This is a genomic window from Phenylobacterium immobile (ATCC 35973) (assembly GCF_001375595.1).
Classification (GTDB): Bacteria; Pseudomonadota; Alphaproteobacteria; order Caulobacterales; family Caulobacteraceae; genus Phenylobacterium; species Phenylobacterium immobile.
On the sequence record NZ_CVJQ01000001.1, the window covers coordinates 2,225,604 to 2,247,162 of the forward strand.

Genomic DNA, 21,559 nt, shown 5'->3' on the forward strand with positions numbered 1-21,559 from the left:
GATTGCGGCGAGGGATAGATTGTCCGCCCCGATCGTTACGCCAATCTGTCCGTCAGGAATGTCATGGCTGTCGCCTTCACCCGCGAGGAAGATTACGAGGCCCGCGCCGCCGATCTGCCGGACCGGCCGATCTCGGCACACGCCAACCTCGTCACCGCCTCTGGCCTCGCCGCTATCGAGCAGGCGCTGGCTGACGCGCGCGCCGCCTATGCTGGCGCCCAGGCCGAAGGCGGCGTCGCCGCGGACCGTACCGCCATGGCCAGAGCCACCCGCGACCTGCGCTACTGGTCCAGCCGGCGCGCGAGCGCCCAGCTGACAGAGCCTCAACCCGCCGCGGGACGCGTGCAGTTTGGCGACACCGTCACGTTCGCGCGCGAGGACGGTCGCACCCAGACCTTCCGCATCGTCGGTGAGGACGAGGCCGATCCCGTCGAAGGCCGCGTCTCCTATGTGTCGCCCTTGGCCCGCGCTCTGCTGGGGAAGTCCGAAGGCGACGAGGCGATGGTCAATGGCGCGGGCGTCGAGATCATCGCCGTCGCTTGAGGCGCCGAGCCGAATTCCGGCCTCGGGCTGCAAATGACGGGCGCGCCACACCTGCCGCTCACCTAGGCTCTTGTGAAACCAGGAGACCGCCCATGAAGTCCTTCGTGCTCGCCGCTGCGCTCTTTGTCGCGCCGCTCGCCGCCCAGGCCATGGAGGTCCGCGCCGTGCCGGCGCCGCCGCGTCCCGACGGCGCGCAGCCGGCCTTCTCAGGCTCGGTCTGGGCGGGCGACACCCTCTACGTCTCAGGCGTGATCGACGCCATGCCAGACGCCACGGGCGAGGTCGCCGCCAAGGCCGCGATGGACGCCTTCAAACGCTCTGTCGAGAGCGCCGGCGCGACCATGGATGATGTCGTCTGGGTCCAGGTGTTCTGCACGGACCTGGCGCTCTACGCGGGCTTCAACACCCTCTACACCGGCTATTTCAAGGGCCCCCTTCCCGCCCGCGCTTTCGTTGGCACGAACAAGCTGCTCAACGGTTCGCGCTTCGAGATCATGGGCGTCGCCGTCAAACGCTGAGCGGCCTTGACTCCGGAGGCTCCGGGCCTCCAAACCGCCGGCTATGATCAGCCGATACGCCCGCAAGGAAGCCGCCGAGATCTGGAGCGCCCAGACGCGCTTCAAGATCATGTTCGAGATCGAGGCCCACGCGGCCGACGCGATGGCCAAGCTGGGCGTGATCCCTGCCGAAGCCGCCCGCGTGATCTGGGAGAAGGGTCGCGACGCGATCTGGGATATCGACCGCATCGACGAGATCGAGCGCGAGACCAAGCACGACGTCATCGCCTTCCTGACCCACGTCACCGAGATCGTCGGCCCCGAGGCGCGGTTCCTGCACCAAGGCATGACGTCCTCGGACGTCATCGACACCGCCTTCGCGGTCCAGCTGAGCCGGGCTGCCGACCTGTTGATGGATGACGTCGATCTGCTGCTGGCGGCGCTGAAGAAGCGCGCCTTCGAGCACAAGCTGACGGCCACCGTCGGTCGCAGCCACGGCATCCACGCCGAGCCCACGACCTTCGGCCTGAAGCTCGCCGGTCACTACGCCGAGTTCGTCCGCGCCAAGGAGCGCCTGGCGATGGCGAAATTCGAGGTCTCCACCTGCGCGATCTCCGGCGCGGTCGGCACCTTCGCCAACGTCGCGCCTGAAGTCGAAGCCTATGTGGCCGAACAGATGGGCCTGGCCGTCGAACCCGTCTCGACCCAGGTGATCCCGCGCGACCGGCACGCGGCCTACTTCGCGGCGTTGGGCGTCGTCGCCTCCTCCATGGAACGGCTGGCCGTCGAGATCCGCCACCTGCAACGCACCGAAGTGCTGGAGGCTGAGGAGTTCTTCGACAAGGGCCAGAAGGGCTCGTCGGCCATGCCGCACAAGCGCAACCCGATCCTTACCGAGAACCTGACTGGCCTGGCCCGCCTGGTCCGCTCGGCGGTGGTTCCGGCGCTGGAGAACGTCGCGCTGTGGCATGAACGCGACATCAGCCACTCGTCCGTCGAGCGTGGCATCGGGCCGGACGCCACGGTCCACCTCGACTTCGCGCTGCGCCGCATGGCCAATGTCGTCGACCGCCTGCTAGTCTATCCCGAGAACATGCAGAAGAACCTGGACCGCCTGGGTGGCCTGGTTCACTCCCAGCGCGTACTCCTGGGCCTGACCCAGAAAGGCGTCAGCCGCGAGGCGGCCTATGCCGCAGTTCAGCGCAACGCCATGCGCGTCTGGCGCGGCGAGGGCAATTTCTTGGACTTCCTGGTGGCCGACCCCGAGGTGACCCTGACCGAGGCGGAACTGGCCGAGCTCTTCGACCTCGGCTACCACTTCAAGAACGTCGATGCCGTCTTCGCCCGGGTGTTCGGCGAGCAGCCTTAAAGGACGCGCTCACTCCGGAGGCGCTGCAGAAGCGCCTCCAATGGCATCGGCCGGCCGAAAAAGTAGCCCTGGGCGTATCCGACCCCCAAGCTCTTCAGGATCTCGCCCTGCTGTTGGGTCTCGACCCCCTCGCCTATGATCTCAAGGTTGAGGTCTTTGGCCATCTCAATGATGCGGACGGCCACCTGGCTCGTTGCGGACTCCGTACCCAAGGCCTGCACGAAGAGCTTGTCGATCTTCACGAAGTCGATCTCCAGCTGCGCGAGATAGGCCAAGCTGGAATAGCCGATTCCGAAATCGTCGATCGCCAGCTGGACGCCCTCGGCCCGGAGCCGCTGCACGGTGTCGCGCGCGCGTTCCACATCCACCAACCTGCGCTCGGTCACCTCAAAGGTCAGGCTGGAGAAGGGCATGCCCGACCGCTGTGCGAGTTGGATCACGTCCTCAACGATCTCGGGGCGATGCAGGTCAGCGGCTGAGACGTTGATCGCGAAGTGCATGTCCGGCGCGAGCCGGCGGATGCGCCGGGCGTCTTCGGCCACCAGATCGAACACCCTGGCGGTGATGAGCGAGATATCCCCGGATTCCTCCGCCGCCGGGATGAACTCATCGGGCCCGATGGCGACAGCCTTGCCGCGATCCCAGCGGAGCAGCGCTTCAACGCCCACGGTCCGTCCCGAGGTCAGCTCGATCAATGGCTGGTAGACGAGATGGAACTCGCCACGTTTGAGCGCCGCGCGGATCATCGCCGGCAGCGAGCCCATGCTCCGGAGCACGTGGACAAGAAGAGCGGAAAGTCCCAGGCCAATCAGCAGCGCGAGCGGCAGCAGCACCAAGGCCGCCCGTCCGATCCGGCTCGACATCTCGCCTGGCGGGAGGATCGCGATCGCCCCAGTGTCGTATCTCGGAGACCGGACAACCGCCACCGTCCGGCCACCGCTGCGGAAGACAGTCGAGCCGGTGAACTTGGTCTTGATCAGTTCGGGCGGCACTGCGCCCCGGTTGATAATCGGCGTCCGACGAGACCAGGAAAAGACCGCGACACCCAGGCCGGGCGCCTTATCCACAAAGCTGAGGGCGAGATCCTTATGGATGATCCCCACTGCGGCCCCGGTCTGCACCGCCACGTAGGCGGTCTTCGGGTCAAGCAGCGTGACATTGGTCCGGTAGACCGAGCTGCGGCTCGATCGGAAATCAAACTTGCCCATAGGGAACCGGCGATCGCCGCCGAAGGAAGAACAGCGAATCTCATCGCCCTCCACCCAGCCAACCCCCTGAAGCAGGGTGGAGTTCATGTCGATGGCGCGCATCAGGTCGAGGCCGTCGCGCGAACAGGCCTTCTGCAGTCCGAGGCCATTAATGGCGCGCGCCGCTGCGCCGAGCTGTTCGCCCGTCGCGTCGGCGCGAACCAGGGCGCTGTTGGCCAGCTCCTGGGCGAATCGCTTCTCGATCTCCAAGCCTGATGTTGGGCGAGAAGGATCGCCGCCAGGATCGGCAGGACGGTCGTCACGCAAACGCCGATCACAATGGTACGCGTCAGACGGCCAAAGATCGTCATTGGCGCCCCCCTTTTCCGCGATTTATAGCGCAGAACAGGACGCGCATCTAAGCACAGCTAATCTTCGGGCTGCGACAAGTTCGCCATATGGTTGAGCTTGGCGTCGTCGCCTCAGCTGACCCGTTTCCAGACCTGCGACTTGCAGATGACGAGGCAACCGCGTGCGCGCAGCGTATCTGGATCAACCTGGGTGGCGGTGCCGCCGAGCGTCCAGCCCAAGTCCGGGATGAACACGCGACCGCGGTACACGCCATTGCCCTGCATGCCGAAGTCGCGGAACAGCTGCGTGCCGACCAGATTGGGCGTGCCGCCTTCCTTGGAGTCCTGCTTGGCCTTTTCGCTGGCCCAGACGACCACGCCGCAGAGGCGATCTCCGCAGGGCTGGATATCGACGTGAACCGAGTTCTTCGGATTGCGCCAGACGCCGATCAGGCTCGGAGTGTGCTGCGCCTGGACGGCCGACGCCACAGAGAGCGTCGCCGCAAGGGCCAGAATCAAGGTGCGCATGACAAAGGGCCGGCTATTCGCCGGCGCGAACGCTCTCACGGGCCTGAGCCAGAAGCTCAGCCATCTTCATGCGGACTTCGCCTTCGGTGACGGCGACACCGGAACCCTTCAGGTCTTCGAAGACCTTGCGGAAGACATCTTCTTCGCCCGGCAGTTCCAGGTCCGACTTCACCACCGCCTTGGCGTAGTCGTCGGAGTGGGGCGGTTGCAGGCCCATCAGGGCGCCGGCCCAGTGACCCAGCGCCCGGTTACGGCGCGCGGCTGCCTTGAATTCCTGTTCCTGATCGAGGGCGAATTTCTTCTCGAAGCCGCGCTCTCGATCGTCATAGGTCGTCATGGTGTGCTCAAGATGTTCCGTTAACGCGGCTGACATAGCCCGCTCAGTCCCGAGCCGCAATGGGAAGAGGCGCCCTGCGCAAGGTTTGCGCCAAGCCGCCGCATCCGCTAATTTCACCGCGCCTCCAGCGGACAGCCGAGGCTCGAGTCGGACCGCGCGCGCACGGACATTGCGCGCGCGTTTTTCATTCCGACAACGGGGCCGTTCGCAGGCGGGGCGATTGCTGCACCGGCTCTCGGAGAACAAGCCGTCATGACGCGCCGGAAGAAGATCTACGAGGGCAAGGCCAAGATCCTCTTCGAGGGACCAGAGCCCGGCACCTTGATCCAGTACTTCAAGGACGACACCACCGCCTTCGACGCCCAGAAAAAGGCGATCCTGGAAGGCAAGGGCGTGATCAACAACCGCATCAGCGAGCACATCATGACGCGGTTGAACGCCATCGGCGTGACCAACCACTTCATCAAGCGCCTGAACCTGCGCGAGCAGCTGATCCGCGAAGTTGAAATCATCCCGCTGGAAATCGTCTGCCGCAACGTCGCCGCCGGCTCGCTGTCGACGCGGCTTGGCTTGCCGGAGGGCCAGGCGCTGCCGCGCTCGATCATCGAATTCTACCTGAAGGACGACAAGCTCCACGACCCGATGGTCTCCGAAGAGCACATCACCGCCTTCAACTGGGCCTCGACCCAGGAGATCGACGACATCATGGCGCTGACGCTCCGGGTGAACGACTTCCTCACCGGCATGTTCGGCGCCGTCGGCATCACTCTGATCGACTTCAAGATCGAATTCGGCCGCATCTGGGAGAACGATTTCGCCCGGATCATCCTGGCCGACGAGATCAGCCCCGACAGCTGCAGGCTGTGGGATTCCACCACCAACGAAAAGCTGGACAAGGACCGCTTCCGCCGCGACCTCGGCAATGTGATCGAGAGCTATGCGGAGGTTGCCCGCCGGCTCGGCATCATGAAAGAGATGCCGACGGTCATTCAAGGAGGCCTCCACTAGTGCGCGCCAAGGTCCATGTTTTCTTGAAGCCGGGCGTCCTCGACGTTCAGGGCAAGGCGGTCGAGCAGGCGTTGCACGGCCTGGGCTGGGACGGCGTGGAAGGCGTCCGCGTCGGCCGCACCATCGAGTTCGACCTGAAGAGCGCTGACGCCGTGGCCGCCGAGGCCGAGGTCAAGGCCATGTGCGAGAAGCTGCTCGCCAACACGGTGATCGAGAGCTACCGCGTGGAGCTGGCGTGAAGGCTGAGGCCTTCCTCGCCGCCCTACTCCTCTGCATCGCCGCCTGCGCGCCGAAAGCCGCGCCGCCCGCCCCTATGGTCGGCCTCGACTGCGCCAGCGCCTTTGAGGCTCTGCGCGACAAGATCGTCGGCCAGCCGCGCCTCACGCCCGCGCCGAAAGACCCGACCCAGCCCTATCGCTTCTACTCCAGCGATGACGGCAAGACCTCCTACCTGATCACCGAACCCGACGCGCCGGCCCACCCGGCGATCATGCTGCAGCGAGCGGTGGGAACCGAGGTGAAGACCACCGGCTGTCCCTACGGCGACAAGGCCCGCTACGACGAGCTCGCCGCCTATCTCGACAGCCTGAAAACCTGGACGCGGAAATGACGGCGCACGGCCTCGACGCCAGCGCCCCCATCGTCTACCCGTCCGCCCATTCCGCTAGAGAACCTGCGAGACAGAACGCCCGATGAAAGCCGCCGTCGTCGTCTTCCCCGGCTCCAACTGCGATCGCGACTGCAAGGTCGCCGTCGAACGCTCCACGGGCGCCTCGGTGGAGATGGTCTGGCACGCCGAGACCGCCCTGCCCTCGGGACTCGACCTGATCGTGCTCCCTGGTGGGTTCTCCTATGGCGACTATCTGCGGTGCGGGGCCATGGCCTCGCTGTCGCCGGTGATGGCGGAGGTCAGGGCCGCCGCTGAACGCGGCGTCGCCGTCGTCGGCATCTGCAACGGCTTCCAGGTGCTATGCGAAGCCGGCATGCTGCCAGGCGCGCTTCTACGCAACGCCGCGCTCAAATACGTCTGCAAGGCGGTCGACCTGGAGGTCGTCAACGTCCAGACCCGCTTCACGTCGGGCTATGCCGCGACGCGTCGGGCGGTCATGACCATCGGCAACGGCGAAGGGAATTTCTTCGCCGATGAGGCCACGCTGGACCGGTTGGAAGGCGATGGCCAGGTGGTGTTCCGTTATCTCGACAACCCCAATGGCTCGGCCCGCGGCATCGCTGGCATCGTCAGCGCCACCGGCAATGTGCTGGGCCTGATGCCCCACCCTGACCGCGCCTTCGAGGCCGAGCTGGGATCGTCCGACGGAGCGATCCTGTTCCAAAGCGCCCTCGCCAGCGCCTGAGAGTCCTGATCATGAGCACCAAGACGATCGCCGAATCGGCCGCCGAATACGGCCTCAAGCCCGACGAGTTCCAGGTGATCCTGCAACGCCTCGGCCGTGAGCCCAATCACCTGGAGCTGGGCGTCTTCTCGGTCATGTGGTCGGAGCACTGCTCCTATAAGTCGAGCCGCAAGCACCTCGGCAAGTTCCCGACCACCGGTCCTAAGGTGATCTGTGGGCCCGGCGAGAACGCCGGCGTCATCGACATCGGCGAGGGGCCAGATGGGACGAAATTGGCCTGCATCTTCAAGATGGAGAGCCACAACCATCCCTCCTACATCGAGCCTTACCAGGGCGCGGCGACAGGCGTCGGCGGCATCATGCGGGACGTCTTCACCATGGGCGCGCGACCAGTGGCCCTCCTCAACGCGCTGCGCTTCGGCCAGCCCGATCACCCCAAGACCAAGCGCCTGGTCTCGGGCGTCGTCTCCGGCATCGCCGGCTATGGCAACTGTGTCGGCGTACCAACGGTGGCGGGCGAGACGAATTTCCACCGCGGCTATGACGGCAATATCCTGGTCAACGCCATGTGCGTGGGCCTGGCCGACGCCGACAAGATTTTCTACTCCGCCGCGCCCGCCGCCGGCCTGTCGGTCGTCTACTTCGGCTCTAAGACCGGCCGCGACGGCATCCATGGCGCGACCATGGCCAGCCAGGAGTTCGACGACGCCTCCGACGAGAAGCGCCCGACCGTCCAGGTCGGCGACCCCTTCGCCGAGAAGCTCCTGATCGAAGCGACCCTGGAGCTGATGGCGTCCGGCGCGGTCGCCGCCATCCAAGACATGGGCGCCGCAGGCTTGACGTCGTCGTCGGTTGAGATGGCCGGCAAGGGCGGCGTGGGCATCGAGCTCGATCTCGACGCCGTGCCGCAGCGCGAAGCGAACATGAGCGCCTATGAGATGATGCTCTCAGAAAGCCAGGAGCGAATGCTGGCGATCCTGAAGCCGGGCCGCGAGGCCGACGGCCAGCGCATCTTCGAAAAGTGGGGCCTGGACGCCGCCGTCATTGGGATCACCACCGACACCGGCCATCTGGTCCTCAAGCACCGAGGCGCCGTCGTCGCCGACGTGCCGCTCGCGCCGCTGTTCGACGACGCGCCACTGTATGATCGCCCCTGGATCCAGCCGGTCCTGCAGGAACAGCTCCACGACGTGCCGGCCCCCGTCGACTATGCGGACGCGATCGTGCGCCTGATGTCGGCGCCCGACATGGCCTCCAAGCGCTGGATCTGGGAGCAGTACGACCGCCACGTCATGGCCGACACGCTCGAGGATTCGGCGACCGGCGCCGACGCCGGCATCGTGCGTGTGCACGGAACGAAGAAGGCGCTGGCCGTCTGTTCCGACGTCACCCCGCGCTATGTCCAGAACGACCCGTACGAGGGCGGCAAGCAGGCCGTGGCGGAGGCCTGGCGCAACCTGACCGCCGTCGGCGCGACGCCGATCGCCATCACCGACAATCTGAACTTCGGCAACCCGGAACGCCCTGAGATCATGGGCCAGATCGTTCGCGCCATCGACGGCATGGCCGAGGCCTGCCGCGTGCTCGACTTCCCCGTCGTGAGCGGCAACGTCAGCCTCTATAACGAGACCAATGGCGCGGCCATTCCGCCGACCCCCACCGTCGGCGGCGTCGGCCTGCTGGAAGACTACGCGATCCGGGCGGACTTCGGCGGCCTGAAGGCCAACGACACCATTGTCCTGATCGGCGCCACACCTGGCGCCTTCGGCGCTTCCATGTACCTGCGCGAGATCATGGGTCGCGAGGACGGCGCTCCGCCGCCGGTGGACCTGGCTTTGGAGCGCAAGACCGGGGACCTGGTCCGCAGCCTGATCCACGCTGGCCACCTGCGCGTGGTCCACGATCTGTCCGACGGCGGGCTCGCCGCCGCGGCCGCCGAGATGGCGCTCGCCTCGAATGTCGGCATGAGCCTGACGATCCAGGGCCACGTAGAACTCTTCGCCGAGGACCAGGCTCGCTATCTGGTCGCCGCCGAAGACGCTCAGCCGATCCTGAAGGCCGCGGAAAAGGCCGGCGTACCGGCGCGCATCATTGGCCTGGCCGGCGGCCACAGCCTTTCCGGCGGCGGACTCTTCGACCTGCCGCTCGACCGCCTGCGGCAGAGCCATGAGGGGTGGATGCCGGCGTGGCTAGGGGCCTAGGCCCATGTCGCTGCTGCTCAACATCGACGTCCCCGATCTACCCGCGGCGGAGCGGTTCTATGTCGAGAGCTTCGGGCTAAGGCCATACCGCCGGGTCGGCGGCGTGGCTGCTGGTCAAGGCGGCGGGCAGGGCCGGCGCGGGCGGCGATCGGCGCCGGCCTGAGGCGCCGACTCGGAACCTTGAGCTTGGCGCCTCGTTGGCTCTGAAACGCCCGGATGCCCCATGCTTCCAGAAACCGGGCGAGGGAGCGAGCGCCAGTCATGAGCCTCTTCAGCAAAATCAAGGACAAGGTCTTCCACCGCGATCACGACGCCGCATCGCCATCCTCGGTGCGCTCGGCGGAGCCGCGCGCCTTCAATCACGAACGCGCCGAACTTGCGCCCGCCACGCCAGCCGATGTGATCCCGATGGGCGACGGCAAGCCGGTCAACGTCGAAGACAACCTGGCCGCCCTGGCCGAATTCAACGGCGGCCAAGACAACGGCTGGCGGACCTCCATCGTCGACCTGCTCGACCTCCTGCGCCTCGACACGAGCCTTGAGGCCCGCCAGGCGCTGGCCGAAGAACTGGACATCCACGCCGGCGAGCCGGACAGCGCCGAACAAAACGCCGCCCTCCACAGAGCGGTCATGCAGAAACTGCGCGACAACGGTGGGATCGTGCCGGACAGCCTCTACGGCTGACGCCGGCGCCGACCGGCCGCCGATGGCGCATTGACGGCCCCCTGCTCGGGGCGCCATGGACGGCTCCGTAGAGGAGACCCGCCATGCCGATGTCCCAGACCGATCTCGAAGCTGTGCTGCGTGAAGGCTTCCCTGACGCCGAGATTGAGATTCAGGATCTCGCCGGCGACGGTGACCATTACCGGGCCAGGATCGTCTCGACCCGCTTCGCTGGCCTGCCCCGCGTGCGTCAACACCAACTGGTCTATGCCGCCCTGGGCGACCGTGTCGGCGGGGAACTGCACGCCCTGGCGCTGGAAACGTCCACGCCGAAGGCCTAATTGCGCGACCCGCTTGACCGGGGCCTCAGCGCTTCCTAGCTGTTGGGTCTGAATTTCCGCCGAGAGGGGCGATACCGATGAGCGACGCCGCGACCACCACCACCGATCCCGTCCACGGCTTCATCGCCAAGACGCTGGGTGAATATCCTGTCGTGCTCTTCATGAAGGGCTCCCCGGATGCGCCCAAGTGCGGATTCTCCTCGCAGGTCGTGCAGATTCTGGACCAGCTTGGCGCGGAATACGTTGGGGTGGACGTGCTGCAATCACAGCCGCTGCGTGACGGCATCAAGACCTATTCCGACTGGCCGACGATTCCCCAGCTTTATGTGAAGGGCGAGTTCGTCGGCGGCTGCGACATCATCAAGGAAATGTACGAGACCGGTGAGCTCGAAAGCTTCCTCGACGAGCAGGGCGTGATCCCCGAAGCCAGCTGAGCCCAACGTCCGATTGACCCCAACCGCCGCAGCGCGGTTCTAGACGCATGAATTCCCATCGTATCGGCGAGGCGCTGCGCGGCTACGCGCCCTGGGCGCCGGACTGGCTTGTCACCTTGCTGCTGGTGGCGGTCGCGCTCAGCATCGCACTGGGCCTGCACCGGCTGGTCGTGTCGCTCGCGCGCAAGCGCCTCACTGGACTCGACACCTTCTGGCGATCACTCGTCGTTCGCAGCGAGGGTCCAGCGCGCCTGGCCTTGATCGTCGCCGCGCTGACCTGGGCCGCCCACGTCGCGCCGCTGAGCGATGGCTACGAGACCAATCTCAAGCGCCTGCTGTTCATCACCTTCGTCGGCCTCCTCGGCTGGACAGGGGTGATGGCCGTGGAGATCGCCGGCGACCTCTATCTGCGCCGTCTGCGGTTGGATGACGCCGACAACCTCCAGGCGCGCAAGCATCTGACGCAAATGCGTATCCTGCAGCGCTCGGCCGACACGATGATCATCGTAATCAGCGCCGGCGTCGCCCTTGTCGCCGTGCCCGGCGTCCGTCAACTCGGCGTCAGCCTGCTGGCCGCGGGCGGCGCAGCGGGCATCATCGTCGGCCTCGCCCTCCAGCCAATTCTCTCCAACATGATGGCCGGCGTTCAAATCGCCTTCACTCAGCCGATCCGCATCGACGATGCGGTGAAGGTCGAGGGCCAGTTCGGCCACGTCGAAGAGATCACCAGCGCCTATGTGGTCATCAAGCTCTGGGACCTTCGCCGCCTGGTGGTGCCGCTGAAGTACTTCCTGGAGAAGCCGTTCGAGAACTGGACCCGCCAGACCTCCGAGCTCATCGGCGAGGTCGAACTGATGGTCGACTACCGCGTCCCCGTCGCCGAGTTGCGCGAGGAACTGGCGCGGATTCTCGGCGCGTCCCAGGTCTGGGACAAGCGCATCGGCAAGCTGCAGGTCACCGCCGCCGGCGAAAACGTCATGACGGTCCGCGCCCTCGTCAGCGCCGCCAACGCCAGCCAGCTCGCCGATCTGCGCTTCGACGTTCGCGAGAAGATGATCACCTTCCTCCAGGACACCATCCCAGACGCCTTGCCCCGCAAGGGCGTGGAGTTCCACGCCGCCCCGCCCGAGCCGGACGCGGCGCCGCCGGAGTAGGGTCCTTCTCCCTGGCGAGAGAAGGGAGATAAGACCGCAAAGAAAAAGGGCGGCTGCCGAAGCAACCGCCCTTTTCGCAGTCCTGGAATTCTAAGCCGCTTACGACGCGTAGAATTCGATGACGAGGTTCGGTTCCATCTTCACCGGATAGGGCACTTCGGCCAGCTCCGGGATGCGGACGTAGGTGGCGCTCATCGCCTTGGCGTCGACGGTGATGTAGTCCGGCGTGTCGCGTTCCGACGACTGCAGGGCTTCCAGCACCAGGGCCATGTTGCGCGAGCGTTCGCGGACCTGGACGACGTCGCCCGGCTTCACGCGGTAGGACGGGATGTTCACGCGCTTGCCGTTCACCATCACGTGGCCGTGGTTGACGAACTGGCGGGCGGCGAAGGGGGTCGGCACAAACTTCGAGCGATAGACGATGGCGTCCAGGCGCGATTCCAGCAGGCCGATCAGGTTCTCAGCGGTGTTGCCCTTGCGACGATCGGCTTCGTCGTAGGTCTTCGAGAACTGCTTCTCGGTAAGGTTGCCGTAGTAGCCCTTCAGCTTCTGCTTGGCGCGCAGCTGCAGGCCAAAGTCCGAAACCTTCTGCTTGCGGCGTTGGCCGTGCTGGCCAGGACCGTAGGCGCGGTTGTTGATCGGGGACTTCGGGCGACCCCAGATGTTTTCGCCCATCCGGCGGTCGAGTTTGTACTTGGAAGCTTGGCGCTTAGACATGGTTCATCTCGTCTTTGACGCGAGCCGGCGCTTCTGAGACGTCAGAGGCGCAATCGCAACGGCGGCCTTCGCATCACCCGTCATAAAACCCACGACCGGTGGCCCGGTCGCGAGAGGCGCGGTTTATGGCGGCGACGCGTTCAGGAGTCAACCTAGCCGCGCGGAGAGCTGAGATGAGGCCGCCTTCGCCTCTTCCCACCAGCGCAGCACGCGCGCGCCAGCGTCGCCCGTCGCCGCCAACCGTGCGCCCTGCCCCGCCCACAGCGAAATCTGCTCCGGGTCGCCTGCCGCAGTGCTGGCCGCGCGCAGGGGCTGGGTGAGGCGATTCTGCACCGGATAGGCCGGGACCAGATCCTCATCGGATCGCATTTCGCGCATGAAGCGGTTCTCAAGCCCGCGGGCATGTCGACCGGTGAAGGCCCGAGTCAGCCGCGTCGCCTCATCCGGCGCCGCCGCCAGCGCCTGTCGCCAGGGCGAGGACGTCGTCGCCTGGTCGCTCAGCAAGAAGGCGGTGCCCATTTGGGCGGCTGACGCGCCCAGGGCCAGGACCGCGGCCACGCCGCGGCCATCCATGATCCCGCCCGCGGCGATCACCGGCAGGTCGATCACCGCACGGATCGTCGCGACCAGCGGCAGGAGGCCCACGAGGCTGGCGCCGACGTCCGCCAGGAAGTGGCCGCGGTGGCCGCCCGCCTCATAACCCTGGGCGCAGACGCCATCGGCGCCCACCTCGGCCCAGGCTTTCGCCTCCGCGACCGTCGTCGCCGTGCCGATCACATAGGTTCCCGCCGCTTGCAGGGCCGCAACCTGCGCCGCCGTCAGAACATCGAACGCGAAGCTGGCCACGGGCGGCGCAGCCTGGATCAGCGCCGAGAACTGCCCCTCGAAATCCGGAGCGTACTGGTTTGGGATCTCAGGCAGCGGAGCGCCTGATTGGGCGTACCAGGGCGCAAGGCGCGCCAGCGCCAGGTCGATCTCGTCCTGGCCAGGCGCGACTGGACGGGTGATCAGCAGGTTCACATTGAAGGGCCGTTCGGTCTGCGCCTTCAAGGCGGCGATCGCCGGACCGAGGTCAGCCCCCGCAAGACCCGCGCCGGCGAAGGCGCCCATGCCGCCGGCCTCGCTGACCGCCAGCGCCAGACGATGGTCCGAAACCCCCAGCATCGGCGCCTGAAGGATCGGGATCGGCAGGGTGTCCAGCAGCGCCTTCAGGCTCATGCCTCGCCCGCCTTCTCAGCCTTCTGGCGGGCGATCTTCTCCAGCACCCGGCCGCGGCCGCGCGATAAGGCGGTGACCACGCCACGCAGGGTGCGCACTTCCTGATCGCTGAATCGCGCCCGCGAAAGCGCCGTGCGCAGGTTCTGAACCATCGAGGGCGTCTTCTCCGGCGGATGGAAGAAGCCGGCGGTCTCAAGCTCACCTTCCAGGTGTTGGAACAGACCCATCATCGCCGCGCCATCCGCCGGCGCTGGCCCCTCGCGGAAGGCCGGGGGCGGGGCGTCCAGCTCCAGCAGGCGCAGCTCATAGGCGGTGATCGCCACGGCCTGGGCCAGATTCAAAGAGCGGAACTTCGGATCGATCGGAATGGTCACCACCGCCTGACAGAGCGCGATGTCGGCCGTCTCCAGCCCCGCGCGCTCACCGCCAAACAGCAGGCCGACGCTCAGACCTTGGCCAAGACCCTGCGTCAATTCGCTCGCCGCCTGACGGGGCGTGATCACCGGCATCTGCAATTCGCGCGGCCTGGCTGTGGTGGCGAACACCAGCTGCAAGTCGGCGACCGCATCGCCGACGTTCTCGAAGACGTTGGCCCCATCCAACGGCCAGTCGGCGCCGGAGGCCGAAGCCCACGCCTGCTCCTGCGGCCAGCCGTCCCGTGGATTGACCAGGCGCAGGGTCTCTAGACCGAAGTTCGCCATCACCCGCGCCACCGCGCCAATGTTATGCGCCAATTGCGGGGCGTTCAGGATTACGACAGGTTTCGCGAGCAAGGCTTCGGCCATGGCGCCTTTTCAAACCCCGCAGGCCCGCGACGCAAGGCTTAGCCGACGAAATCTCTTCGCGCTCGGCGCAGCCGCAGGGCTGTTGGCGGCTTGCGAGAGGCCGATGCGGGACACCACGTCGGAGACGCCAGCCCTTGAGATGACCGCCTTGAACCGTGCGGCGGAGGATATCAGCCGGCGGGTGGCGCCCGGGGTCCTGGGGGCGGGCCTGATGAATCTTGAGAATGGTCAGAGCTGGGCGTTCAACGGCGATCGGCCCTTTCCGATGCAGAGCGTCTTCAAGCTGCCCCTCGCCGCAGCCGTGCTGGCCGAAATTGAAGCGGGCCGTCTGACCCTGGACGAACGGCTCGTCGTGCGGCCGGAAGACCTGTCGCCGCCCTATTCCCCGATCGCGGACGCCTGGCCCGGGCGCGCGGACTACACGGTGGCCGAGATGCTGAACGCCGCGGTGCGCGACAGCGACAACACCGCCGCCGACATGCTGATGCGCCGGATCGGCGGCCCAGGCGCCGTGACCGCCTGGCTGGTCGACAAGGGCGTGACGGAGCTGCGCATTGATCGCTACGAGCGCCAGCTGCAGACCGAGTTCTTCGGCATGGACTCATTCCGCGAGGCTTGGCGTGGGCGCGAGAAGTTCCTGGCCGCCAAGAACGCCATCGACCCGGCGGCGCGGCGGTCGGCGGTCGTCCGATATCTGTCCGATCCACGCGACACCGCCACGCCGCGCGGCATGCTCGACTTCCTCTACAAGCTGGACGACGGGCTGATCATCGGCCCGGTCGTGCGTGAACGGCTGTTCGCCATGATGACCGGCGGGCGCGTGACGAGCCGGCTCGCAGCCGCCATGCCCGCCGGCGCAAGTCTGCTGCATAAAACCGGATCTTCCTGGACCGAGCAGGGATTGAACGCGGCGACCAACGACGTCGGATTGATCACCCTGGCCGATGGCCGGCGCTATGCGGCGGCCGTCTTCCTCTCAGGTGCGAGCCTGGACGATGACGCCCGCGACGCCGCCATCGCCGAACTGGGCCGTGGCATGATCAAAAGTCTCGGCTAACGTCTCTCCGGCCTTTGCGTGCGGGCGTGCGGCGGCTATACGCCCTTAGCCCAAAACGCCACCAATTCGGGGGAGCCCTCGCGCCATGAGCAAGATCAAAGTCGCCAATCCGGTCGTCGACATCGACGGCGATGAAATGACCCGGATCATCTGGAAGCAGATCAAAGACACCCTGATCTTCCCCTTCCTGGACATCGAACTCGACTACTATGACCTGGGCATGGAGCACCGCGACGCCACCAACGACCAGGTGACGATCGACGCGGCCGAGGCCACCAAGAAGCACGGCGTGGCCGTGAAGTGCGCCACCATCACCCCTGATGAAGCCCGGGTGAAGGAATTCAACCTCAAGAAAATGTGGAAGTCGCCGAACGGCACCATCCGCAACATCCTGGGTGGCGTGATCTTCCGCGAGCCGATCATCTGCAAGAATGTGCCGCGCCTGGTGCCGGGCTGGACCCAGCCGATCATCATCGGCCGCCACGCCTTCGGCGACCAATACCGCGCCACCGACTTCCTGTTCCCCGGCAAGGGTACGCTGACCATCAAGTTCGTCGGTGAAGACGGCCAGGTGATCGAGCACGAAGTGTTCCAAAGCCCGGGTTCGGGCGTGGCCATGGCCATGTACAACCTGGACGACTCGATCCGCGACTTCGCCCACGCCTCCTTCGCCTACGGCTTGAGCCGGAACTACCCGGTCTACATGTCGACGAAGAACACGATCCTCAAAGCCTACGACGGCCGCTTCAAGGACATTTTCCAGGAAGTGTTCGACGCCGACTACGCCGCCGAGTTCAAGGCCAAGGGCCTGACCTACGAGCACCGCCTGATCGACGACATGGTCGCCTCGGCGCTGAAGTGGTCGGGCGGCTATGTCTGGGCCTGCAAGAACTATGACGGCGATGTGCAGTCCGACATCGTGGCCCAAGGCTTCGGCTCGCTGGGCCTGATGACCTCGGTGCTGGTCACCCCGGACGGCAAGATCATGGAGGCGGAAGCCGCCCACGGCACCGTCACCCGCCACTACCGCCAGCACCAGAAGGGCGAAGCGACCTCGACCAATTCGATCGCGTCGATCTTCGCCTGGACCCGTGGCCTCGAACACCGCGCCAAGCTCGACAACAATCCCGAACTCGACCGCTTCGCCAAGACCCTGGAAAAAGTCTGCGTCGACACCGTCGAAAGCGGCGTCATGACCAAGGATTTGGCCCTGCTGGTCGGCGCCGATCAGTCCTGGGTTTCGACCGAAGGCTTCCTCGAAGCGGTCGCGACCAACCTGCAAAAGGCGATGGCTGCGGCCTAAACGCCCGGTCAAACAAGGTTCGTTGAAGGACGCCGGTCGAGTGTTAATCTCGGTCGGCGTTTTCTTGAGGGCTTGGTGAATGACCGTCGGCTACCTGACGCTAGGTGCGCTTGATCTTGAGAAGGCCTGCGCCTTCTACGACTCCGTGATCGCGCCGCTCGGGTTTAACCGGGGCGCCATGGAAGGCGGTTGGGCGTTCTACGGCAAGCCGGACTCCCCCAGCATCGGCGTCTGCTGCCCCCCGTACAACGGCCAGCCGGCGACGCCCGGCAACGGCGTGATGATCAGCTTTCGGGCGGATAATATAGAGAAGGTCAACGCCGCCCATCTCGCGGGCCTGGAGAGTGGCGGGACCATGACCGATGGCGGCGAACCGGGCTATCGCAGCACGACCGCCGTGCGCGGTTACTACGCCGTCTACCTGCGCGATCCGACCGGCAACAAGATCTGCGTCTACACGCAGAGCTGAACTCGCCGGCGAGCTTCGGACGGCTCGCTCAGGCGGCGGCGATCGCCGCCTTGACCGCCGCAACCCCGTCCGCCGCCTTCGACCCATCCGGCGCGCCGCCCTGGGCGAAGTCCGGCTTGCCGCCGGCGCCCTGGCCACCCATGGCGATCACCGCGGCCTTGGCCAATTCCGCCGCATTGAAGCGGTCTTGCGCCGCACCCGTAACCGCCACGGCCACAGCCGCCTTGCCATCGATCACGCCGACCAGAGCGATGACGCCGTCGGGCGCCTGTTTGCGATACTGCTCGATGATCGGCCGCAATTCCTTGCCGCCGACGCCGTCCATGACGCGCGCCAGGACCGCCACCCCGGCGATCTCTTCAGGTCCCGCCGCGGCCTGACCGCCGGTTCCGCCCATCGCGAGCTGGCGGCGAACATCCGCCAAGTCCTTCTCCAGTTTGCGCCGCTGCGCCTCCAGAGCGTCCACGCGGCCCAGGACTTCCGATACGGGTGTCTTGAACTGCTCCGCCAGGGCCTTGGCGACCGCGGCCTGGTCCAGCAGGAAGCGGCGCGCCGCCTCGCCGGTCAGGGCCTCGATCCGCCGCACGCCAGCGGCCACGCCCTGCTCGGAGACAATCTTGAAGAGGGCGATATCGCCGGTGCGGGCCACGTGGGTGCCGCCGCACAACTCCACCGAATAGGCGCCGTCGCCGGCCAGGTCCCGGCCCAGGGTCAAGACGCGCACGCTATCCCCGTACTTTTCGCCGAACAGCGCCATGGCGCCGGCCTCGATCGCCTCGGCGGGCGCCATCTGCTTGGTCTCCGCCGGCAGGTTCTGGCGGATCACCGCGTTCACCTCGGCCTCGATGCGGTCAATCTCACCCGGCGTCAGCGGCTGGCCGTGGCTGAAGTCGAAGCGCATGCGTTCGCCATCGACCATCTGGCCCTTCTGGGTGACGTGCGGGCCCAGCACATTGCGCAGCGCGGCGTGCAGCAGGTGGGCGGCGGAGTGATTGGATCGCGTCGTCAGGCGGCGGTCGGCGTCAACGGCAAGGCGCACCCGCGCGCCGGGCGCGAGGCGGCCCTCGGTGATCTTCAGCGTATGCACATGCAGGTCGCCGGCATGCTTCTGGGTGTCGAGAACGACGGCGCGGCCGCCCGGCCATTCGGCCTCGCCCTGGTCGCCGGCTTGGCCGCCGCTTTCCGCATAGAAGGGCGTACGGTCGAACAGCGCCTGCACCGTCTGGCCGGCCTCGGCCTCGTCGATCTCTCCGCCATCGGCGACAAGCGCCAGCAGTTCGGCCGAATTTTCGACCGTCTCATAGCCTTCGAACTGGGTCTGGCCGAGGCGCTCGCGGATGGCGAACCATTCGCCGGCCGCAGCACTCTGGCCCGAGCCGCTCCAGGCCTCGCGCGCCTGTTCGCGTTGCCGCGTCATGGCCGCATCGAAGGCGGCGAGGTCGACGGTTAGTCCGCGCGCACGCACCGCGTCCTGCGTCAGGTCCAACGGGAAGCCGTAGGTGTCATAGAGCTTGAACGCGGTCTCGCCCGACAGCACGCCGCCTTCGATCAGGCCGCCCGTCGCCTCGTCGAGCAGGCTCATGCCGCGGCCCAGGGTGCGGCGGAAGCGTTCTTCCTCCTGGCGCAGAGTGTCGACGATCGCCGGTTCGGCGCGGCGCAGTTCCGGATAGGCCTCGCCCATCTCCGCGACGAGGACGGGCGCGAGGCGGTGCATCAGGGGATCGGCCGCGCCCAGCAGGTGCGCATGGCGCATGGCGCGGCGCATGATCCGGCGCAGTACATAACCACGGCCTTCGTTCGACGGGGTCACCCCATCAGCGATCAGGAAGCTGGACGACCGCAGGTGATCGGCGATCACCCGGTGCGAAGGAGCATGTTCCAGCGCCCCGTTCTCGCCCGTGAGAGCCCGCGACGCGCCGATCAGGGTCTTGAAGAGATCGATATCGTAGTTGTCGTGCACGCCCTGCAACACCGCCGAGACCCGCTCCAGGCCCATGCCCGTGTCGATCGACGGCTTGGGCAGGGACGTGCGCTCGCCGCTGGCGAACTGCTCGTACTGCATGAACACCAGGTTCCAGATCTCGACGAAGCGGTCGCCATCCTCGTCCGGACTGCCGGGCGGGCCGCCGGGGATATGCGCGCCGTGGTCGTAGAAAATCTCAGAGCATGGACCGCAGGGACCGGTGTCGCCCATCGACCAGAAGTTGTCGGATGTGGCGATGCGGATGATCTTGTCGTCGGACAGGCCGGCGATCTTCTTCCACAGACGATGAGCCTCGTCGTCGTCATGGTAGACGGTGACCAGCAGCTTCTCGGGCTGAAGGCCGAACTCCTTGGTCAGCAGCGTCCAGGCATGGCTGATCGCGGCTTCCTTGAAGTAGTCGCCGAACGAGAAATTCCCCAGCATCTCGAAGAAGGTGTGGTGGCGCGCCGTGTAGCCGACATTGTCCAAGTCGTTGTGTTTGCCGCCGGCGCGCACCGACTTCTGCGACGAGGCCGCGCGCGGGTAGGGCGGGGTCTCAGCCCCGGTGAAATAGTTCTTGAAGGGCACCATACCGGCGTTGACGAACAGCAGCGTCGGGTCGTTCTGCGGCACCAGGGGAGCCGACGGCGCGATGGTGTGGCCCTGGCCCTGGAAGTAGCTCAGGAAGTGGCTGCGGATTTCGTTCAGGCTCGGCATTGGTCAGGTCTCAAGACAGGCGCTAGCACAACTTAGGAAGCCCGCCCGGTTTACGAAACTTGGCCGCCCGCTCCAAAGAAAAAGGGACTTCAAAGGAAAAGGCGGCGCCCGGGAGACGCCGCCTTCAAGTTCATCGTCCCAGGCGATGGGTTCAGACGTCGTCTTCCTCGGTCGGGCCGACCAGCAGTTCTTCCTCGATGGCGGCCTTGGCGCCGCGGACGGCGCGTTCGATGTCATTGGCCATGTCCGGGTTGGCCTTGAGGAACTCCCGCACATTGTCGCGGCCCTGGCCGATCCGTTGGCTGTTGTAGGAGAACCAAGACCCCGACTTCTCGACCACGCCGGCTTTCACGCCCAGGTCGATGATCTCGCCCAGCTTGGAAATGCCCTGGCCGTACATGATGTCGAACTCGACCTCGCGGAACGGCGGGGCGACCTTGTTCTTGACGACCTTCACCCGGACGTTGTTGCCGACGATCTCGTCGCGCAGCTTCACCGAGCCGGTGCGGCGGATGTCCAGGCGAACGGAGGCGTAGAACTTCAGCGCATTGCCGCCCGTCGTCGTCTCCGGGCTGCCGTACATCACGCCGATCTTCATGCGGATCTGGTTGATGAAAATGACCAGGGTGTGGGTCTTGGAGATCGACGCGGTCAGCTTGCGCAACGCCTGGCTCATCAGCCGCGCCTGCAAGCCCGGCAGGCTGTCGCCCATCTCGCCTTCGATTTCCGCCCGGGGCGTCAGCGCCGCGACCGAGTCGATGACGATGATGTCGACCGCGCCGGAGCGCACCAGGGTGTCGGTGATCTCCAGCGCCTGCTCGCCGGTGTCAGGCTGGGCGACCAGGAGGTCATCCAGGTTCACGCCCAGCTTGTGCGCATAGGACGGATCGAGCGCGTGCTCGGCGTCGACGAAGGCGGCGACGCCGCCGGCCTTCTGGACCTCCGCCACCACATGCAGCGCGAGCGTCGTCTTGCCTGAGCTTTCCGGACCGTAGATCTCGACGATCCGGCCCTTCGGCAGGCCGCCGATGCCCAGCGCCATGTCCAGGCCGAGGGAGCCGGTCGAGACGCTTTCGATCTCGACGATCTTGCCCTTGTCGCCCAGCTTCATCACCGAGCCCTTGCCGAAGGCCCGATCAATTTGGGAGAGCGCCGCTTCGAGCGCCCGTTGCTTGTCGCCGTCTTCCTTGCCCACGAGTTTCAACGCCGCCTGACTCATTTGCTTCAAGGCCCCTCTATCCCACGATTCCGCCAGGCCGACGCCTATTCGCCGACCGGTCCGTCCGCACCTAGAGAGCATCGCGCGCCGCCAAAATCGGTCGTACGTGTTTTGTTCTCTGTTCGCAACATGTTCTCATCCGCG

Annotated in this window: 24 protein-coding genes; 16 read left to right on the forward strand and 8 right to left on the reverse strand. The window is 66.2% G+C overall.

Annotated elements, in window-relative coordinates; genetic code table 11:
- Positions 1-63 precede the first annotated feature (63 nt).
- The 3 genes from greA to purB all read left to right on the forward strand — a co-directional run bounded on the left by greA (position 64) and on the right by purB (position 2,409).
- The gene (greA, locus tag BN1313_RS10915) at positions 64-543 is read left to right on the forward strand and encodes a transcription elongation factor GreA (protein ID WP_091740294.1); all 480 of its coding nucleotides are present in this window, start codon (positions 64-66) and stop codon (positions 541-543) included.
- A gap of 92 nt (positions 544-635) precedes the next feature.
- Complete coding sequence (locus BN1313_RS10920; RefSeq protein ID WP_091740297.1) at positions 636-1,061, forward strand: RidA family protein; 426 nt, start codon at positions 636-638, stop codon at positions 1,059-1,061.
- Positions 1,062-1,104: 43 nt separating this feature from the next.
- Complete coding sequence (purB, locus tag BN1313_RS10925) at positions 1,105-2,409, forward strand: adenylosuccinate lyase (protein WP_091740299.1); 1,305 nt, start codon at positions 1,105-1,107, stop codon at positions 2,407-2,409.
- On the opposite strand, the gene BN1313_RS10930 is transcribed toward purB, so the two are convergent.
- From BN1313_RS10930 to BN1313_RS10940, 3 genes are all read right to left on the reverse strand, one after another.
- Positions 2,406-3,866 (reverse strand): EAL domain-containing protein, encoded by a 1,461-nt coding sequence (locus BN1313_RS10930; RefSeq protein WP_141653124.1) that lies wholly within the window; start codon positions 3,864-3,866, stop codon positions 2,406-2,408. The two genes, purB and BN1313_RS10930, sit on opposite strands and share 4 nt — an antisense overlap.
- Before the next feature lie 212 nt (positions 3,867-4,078).
- The gene (locus BN1313_RS10935) at positions 4,079-4,474 is read right to left on the reverse strand and encodes a DUF2147 domain-containing protein (RefSeq protein WP_091740305.1); all 396 of its coding nucleotides are present in this window, start codon (positions 4,472-4,474) and stop codon (positions 4,079-4,081) included.
- A gap of 13 nt (positions 4,475-4,487) precedes the next feature.
- A complete protein-coding gene (locus tag BN1313_RS10940) occupies positions 4,488-4,811 on the reverse strand; it encodes a DUF1476 domain-containing protein (protein WP_091740308.1) in 324 nt (107 codons plus the stop codon).
- Between the two features lie 252 nt (positions 4,812-5,063).
- On the opposite strand from BN1313_RS10940, the gene purC reads away from it, so the two are divergent.
- The 10 genes from purC to BN1313_RS10985 all read left to right on the forward strand — a co-directional run bounded on the left by purC (position 5,064) and on the right by BN1313_RS10985 (position 11,967).
- Complete coding sequence (gene purC / locus BN1313_RS10945) at positions 5,064-5,819, forward strand: phosphoribosylaminoimidazolesuccinocarboxamide synthase (RefSeq protein WP_091740310.1); 756 nt, start codon at positions 5,064-5,066, stop codon at positions 5,817-5,819.
- The gene (gene purS / locus BN1313_RS10950; RefSeq protein ID WP_091740313.1) at positions 5,819-6,058 is read left to right on the forward strand and encodes a phosphoribosylformylglycinamidine synthase subunit PurS; all 240 of its coding nucleotides are present in this window, start codon (positions 5,819-5,821) and stop codon (positions 6,056-6,058) included. The genes purC and purS overlap by 1 nt, the downstream gene beginning before the upstream one ends.
- The gene (locus tag BN1313_RS10955) at positions 6,055-6,429 is read left to right on the forward strand and encodes a hypothetical protein (protein ID WP_091740316.1); all 375 of its coding nucleotides are present in this window, start codon (positions 6,055-6,057) and stop codon (positions 6,427-6,429) included. The genes purS and BN1313_RS10955 overlap by 4 nt, the downstream gene beginning before the upstream one ends.
- Before the next feature lie 82 nt (positions 6,430-6,511).
- Complete coding sequence (gene purQ / locus BN1313_RS10960; RefSeq protein ID WP_091740319.1) at positions 6,512-7,174, forward strand: phosphoribosylformylglycinamidine synthase subunit PurQ; 663 nt, start codon at positions 6,512-6,514, stop codon at positions 7,172-7,174.
- 11 nt (positions 7,175-7,185) lie between these two features.
- Complete coding sequence (gene purL / locus BN1313_RS10965; protein ID WP_091740325.1) at positions 7,186-9,375, forward strand: phosphoribosylformylglycinamidine synthase subunit PurL; 2,190 nt, start codon at positions 7,186-7,188, stop codon at positions 9,373-9,375.
- A 4-nt stretch (positions 9,376-9,379) separates the two neighbouring features.
- Positions 9,380-9,538, forward strand: a complete 159-nt coding sequence (locus tag BN1313_RS16310) for a VOC family protein (RefSeq protein WP_141653125.1) — start codon at positions 9,380-9,382, stop codon at positions 9,536-9,538.
- 98 nt (positions 9,539-9,636) lie between these two features.
- Positions 9,637-10,059, forward strand: coding sequence for a DUF3597 family protein (locus tag BN1313_RS10970; RefSeq protein WP_091740328.1), 423 nt, complete (start codon positions 9,637-9,639; stop codon positions 10,057-10,059).
- 83 nt (positions 10,060-10,142) lie between these two features.
- A complete protein-coding gene (locus BN1313_RS10975; protein WP_091740332.1) occupies positions 10,143-10,379 on the forward strand; it encodes a BolA family protein in 237 nt (78 codons plus the stop codon).
- Between the two features lie 77 nt (positions 10,380-10,456).
- Positions 10,457-10,813, forward strand: coding sequence for a Grx4 family monothiol glutaredoxin (grxD, locus tag BN1313_RS10980; RefSeq protein WP_091740335.1), 357 nt, complete (start codon positions 10,457-10,459; stop codon positions 10,811-10,813).
- Between the two features lie 47 nt (positions 10,814-10,860).
- The gene (locus BN1313_RS10985) at positions 10,861-11,967 is read left to right on the forward strand and encodes a mechanosensitive ion channel family protein (RefSeq protein WP_091740339.1); all 1,107 of its coding nucleotides are present in this window, start codon (positions 10,861-10,863) and stop codon (positions 11,965-11,967) included.
- A gap of 99 nt (positions 11,968-12,066) precedes the next feature.
- On the opposite strand, the gene rpsD is transcribed toward BN1313_RS10985, so the two are convergent.
- From rpsD to BN1313_RS11000, 3 genes are all read right to left on the reverse strand, one after another.
- On the reverse strand, positions 12,067-12,684 hold the full coding sequence (gene rpsD, locus BN1313_RS10990; RefSeq protein ID WP_091740342.1) for a 30S ribosomal protein S4: 618 nt from the start codon (positions 12,682-12,684) through the stop codon (positions 12,067-12,069).
- A 147-nt stretch (positions 12,685-12,831) separates the two neighbouring features.
- A complete protein-coding gene (locus BN1313_RS10995; protein WP_091740345.1) occupies positions 12,832-13,902 on the reverse strand; it encodes an NAD(P)H-dependent flavin oxidoreductase in 1,071 nt (356 codons plus the stop codon).
- Positions 13,899-14,687, reverse strand: coding sequence for an RNA methyltransferase (locus BN1313_RS11000; RefSeq protein WP_091740348.1), 789 nt, complete (start codon positions 14,685-14,687; stop codon positions 13,899-13,901). Before BN1313_RS11000 ends, BN1313_RS10995 begins: the two co-directional genes overlap by 4 nt.
- Before the next feature lie 103 nt (positions 14,688-14,790).
- Between BN1313_RS11000 and bla the strand changes: the two genes are divergently transcribed.
- The 3 genes from bla to BN1313_RS11015 all read left to right on the forward strand — a co-directional run bounded on the left by bla (position 14,791) and on the right by BN1313_RS11015 (position 17,516).
- Positions 14,791-15,744, forward strand: a complete 954-nt coding sequence (gene bla, locus BN1313_RS11005) for a class A beta-lactamase (protein WP_245620167.1) — start codon at positions 14,791-14,793, stop codon at positions 15,742-15,744.
- A gap of 85 nt (positions 15,745-15,829) precedes the next feature.
- Positions 15,830-17,047 (forward strand): NADP-dependent isocitrate dehydrogenase, encoded by a 1,218-nt coding sequence (locus BN1313_RS11010; protein WP_091740353.1) that lies wholly within the window; start codon positions 15,830-15,832, stop codon positions 17,045-17,047.
- A 79-nt stretch (positions 17,048-17,126) separates the two neighbouring features.
- Positions 17,127-17,516: a VOC family protein gene (locus BN1313_RS11015; RefSeq protein WP_091740356.1), complete on the forward strand. Its 390-nt coding sequence runs from the start codon at positions 17,127-17,129 to the stop codon at positions 17,514-17,516.
- A gap of 28 nt (positions 17,517-17,544) precedes the next feature.
- Here BN1313_RS11015 and alaS read toward each other — a convergent pair whose 3' ends face one another.
- Together alaS and recA are read right to left on the reverse strand one after the other, a co-directional pair.
- Positions 17,545-20,196, reverse strand: coding sequence for an alanine--tRNA ligase (gene alaS, locus BN1313_RS11020; RefSeq protein WP_091740359.1), 2,652 nt, complete (start codon positions 20,194-20,196; stop codon positions 17,545-17,547).
- 151 nt (positions 20,197-20,347) lie between these two features.
- Positions 20,348-21,415 carry a recombinase RecA gene (gene recA / locus BN1313_RS11025; protein ID WP_091740362.1) on the reverse strand — a complete coding sequence of 356 codons (1,068 nt, stop codon included), beginning with the start codon at positions 21,413-21,415 and terminating at the stop codon, positions 20,348-20,350.
- Between the last annotated feature and the right edge of the window lie 144 nt (positions 21,416-21,559).

What these genes read in the sequence shown, in the direction of transcription:
- greA (WP_091740294.1), top strand. Translation starts at nt 64, where the DNA reads ATGGCTGTCGCCTTCACCCGCGAGGAAGATTACGAGGCCCGCGCCGCC.
- BN1313_RS10920 (WP_091740297.1), top strand. Translation starts at nt 636, where the DNA reads ATGAAGTCCTTCGTGCTCGCCGCTGCGCTCTTTGTCGCGCCGCTCGCC.
- purB (WP_091740299.1), top strand. Translation starts at nt 1,105, where the DNA reads ATGATCAGCCGATACGCCCGCAAGGAAGCCGCCGAGATCTGGAGCGCC.
- BN1313_RS10935 (WP_091740305.1), bottom strand. Translation starts at nt 4,474, where the DNA reads ATGCGCACCTTGATTCTGGCCCTTGCGGCGACGCTCTCTGTGGCGTCG.
- BN1313_RS10940 (WP_091740308.1), bottom strand. Translation starts at nt 4,811, where the DNA reads ATGACGACCTATGACGATCGAGAGCGCGGCTTCGAGAAGAAATTCGCC.
- purC (WP_091740310.1), top strand. Translation starts at nt 5,064, where the DNA reads ATGACGCGCCGGAAGAAGATCTACGAGGGCAAGGCCAAGATCCTCTTC.
- purQ (WP_091740319.1), top strand. Translation starts at nt 6,512, where the DNA reads ATGAAAGCCGCCGTCGTCGTCTTCCCCGGCTCCAACTGCGATCGCGAC.
- purL (WP_091740325.1), top strand. Translation starts at nt 7,186, where the DNA reads ATGAGCACCAAGACGATCGCCGAATCGGCCGCCGAATACGGCCTCAAG.
- BN1313_RS16310 (WP_141653125.1), top strand. Translation starts at nt 9,380, where the DNA reads ATGTCGCTGCTGCTCAACATCGACGTCCCCGATCTACCCGCGGCGGAG.
- BN1313_RS10970 (WP_091740328.1), top strand. Translation starts at nt 9,637, where the DNA reads ATGAGCCTCTTCAGCAAAATCAAGGACAAGGTCTTCCACCGCGATCAC.
- BN1313_RS10975 (WP_091740332.1), top strand. Translation starts at nt 10,143, where the DNA reads ATGCCGATGTCCCAGACCGATCTCGAAGCTGTGCTGCGTGAAGGCTTC.
- grxD (WP_091740335.1), top strand. Translation starts at nt 10,457, where the DNA reads ATGAGCGACGCCGCGACCACCACCACCGATCCCGTCCACGGCTTCATC.
- BN1313_RS10985 (WP_091740339.1), top strand. Translation starts at nt 10,861, where the DNA reads ATGAATTCCCATCGTATCGGCGAGGCGCTGCGCGGCTACGCGCCCTGG.
- rpsD (WP_091740342.1), bottom strand. Translation starts at nt 12,684, where the DNA reads ATGTCTAAGCGCCAAGCTTCCAAGTACAAACTCGACCGCCGGATGGGC.
- BN1313_RS10995 (WP_091740345.1), bottom strand. Translation starts at nt 13,902, where the DNA reads ATGAGCCTGAAGGCGCTGCTGGACACCCTGCCGATCCCGATCCTTCAG.
- BN1313_RS11000 (WP_091740348.1), bottom strand. Translation starts at nt 14,687, where the DNA reads ATGGCCGAAGCCTTGCTCGCGAAACCTGTCGTAATCCTGAACGCCCCG.
- bla (WP_245620167.1), top strand. Translation starts at nt 14,791, where the DNA reads ATGCGGGACACCACGTCGGAGACGCCAGCCCTTGAGATGACCGCCTTG.
- BN1313_RS11010 (WP_091740353.1), top strand. Translation starts at nt 15,830, where the DNA reads ATGAGCAAGATCAAAGTCGCCAATCCGGTCGTCGACATCGACGGCGAT.
- BN1313_RS11015 (WP_091740356.1), top strand. Translation starts at nt 17,127, where the DNA reads ATGACCGTCGGCTACCTGACGCTAGGTGCGCTTGATCTTGAGAAGGCC.
- alaS (WP_091740359.1), bottom strand. Translation starts at nt 20,196, where the DNA reads ATGCCGAGCCTGAACGAAATCCGCAGCCACTTCCTGAGCTACTTCCAG.
- recA (WP_091740362.1), bottom strand. Translation starts at nt 21,415, where the DNA reads ATGAGTCAGGCGGCGTTGAAACTCGTGGGCAAGGAAGACGGCGACAAG.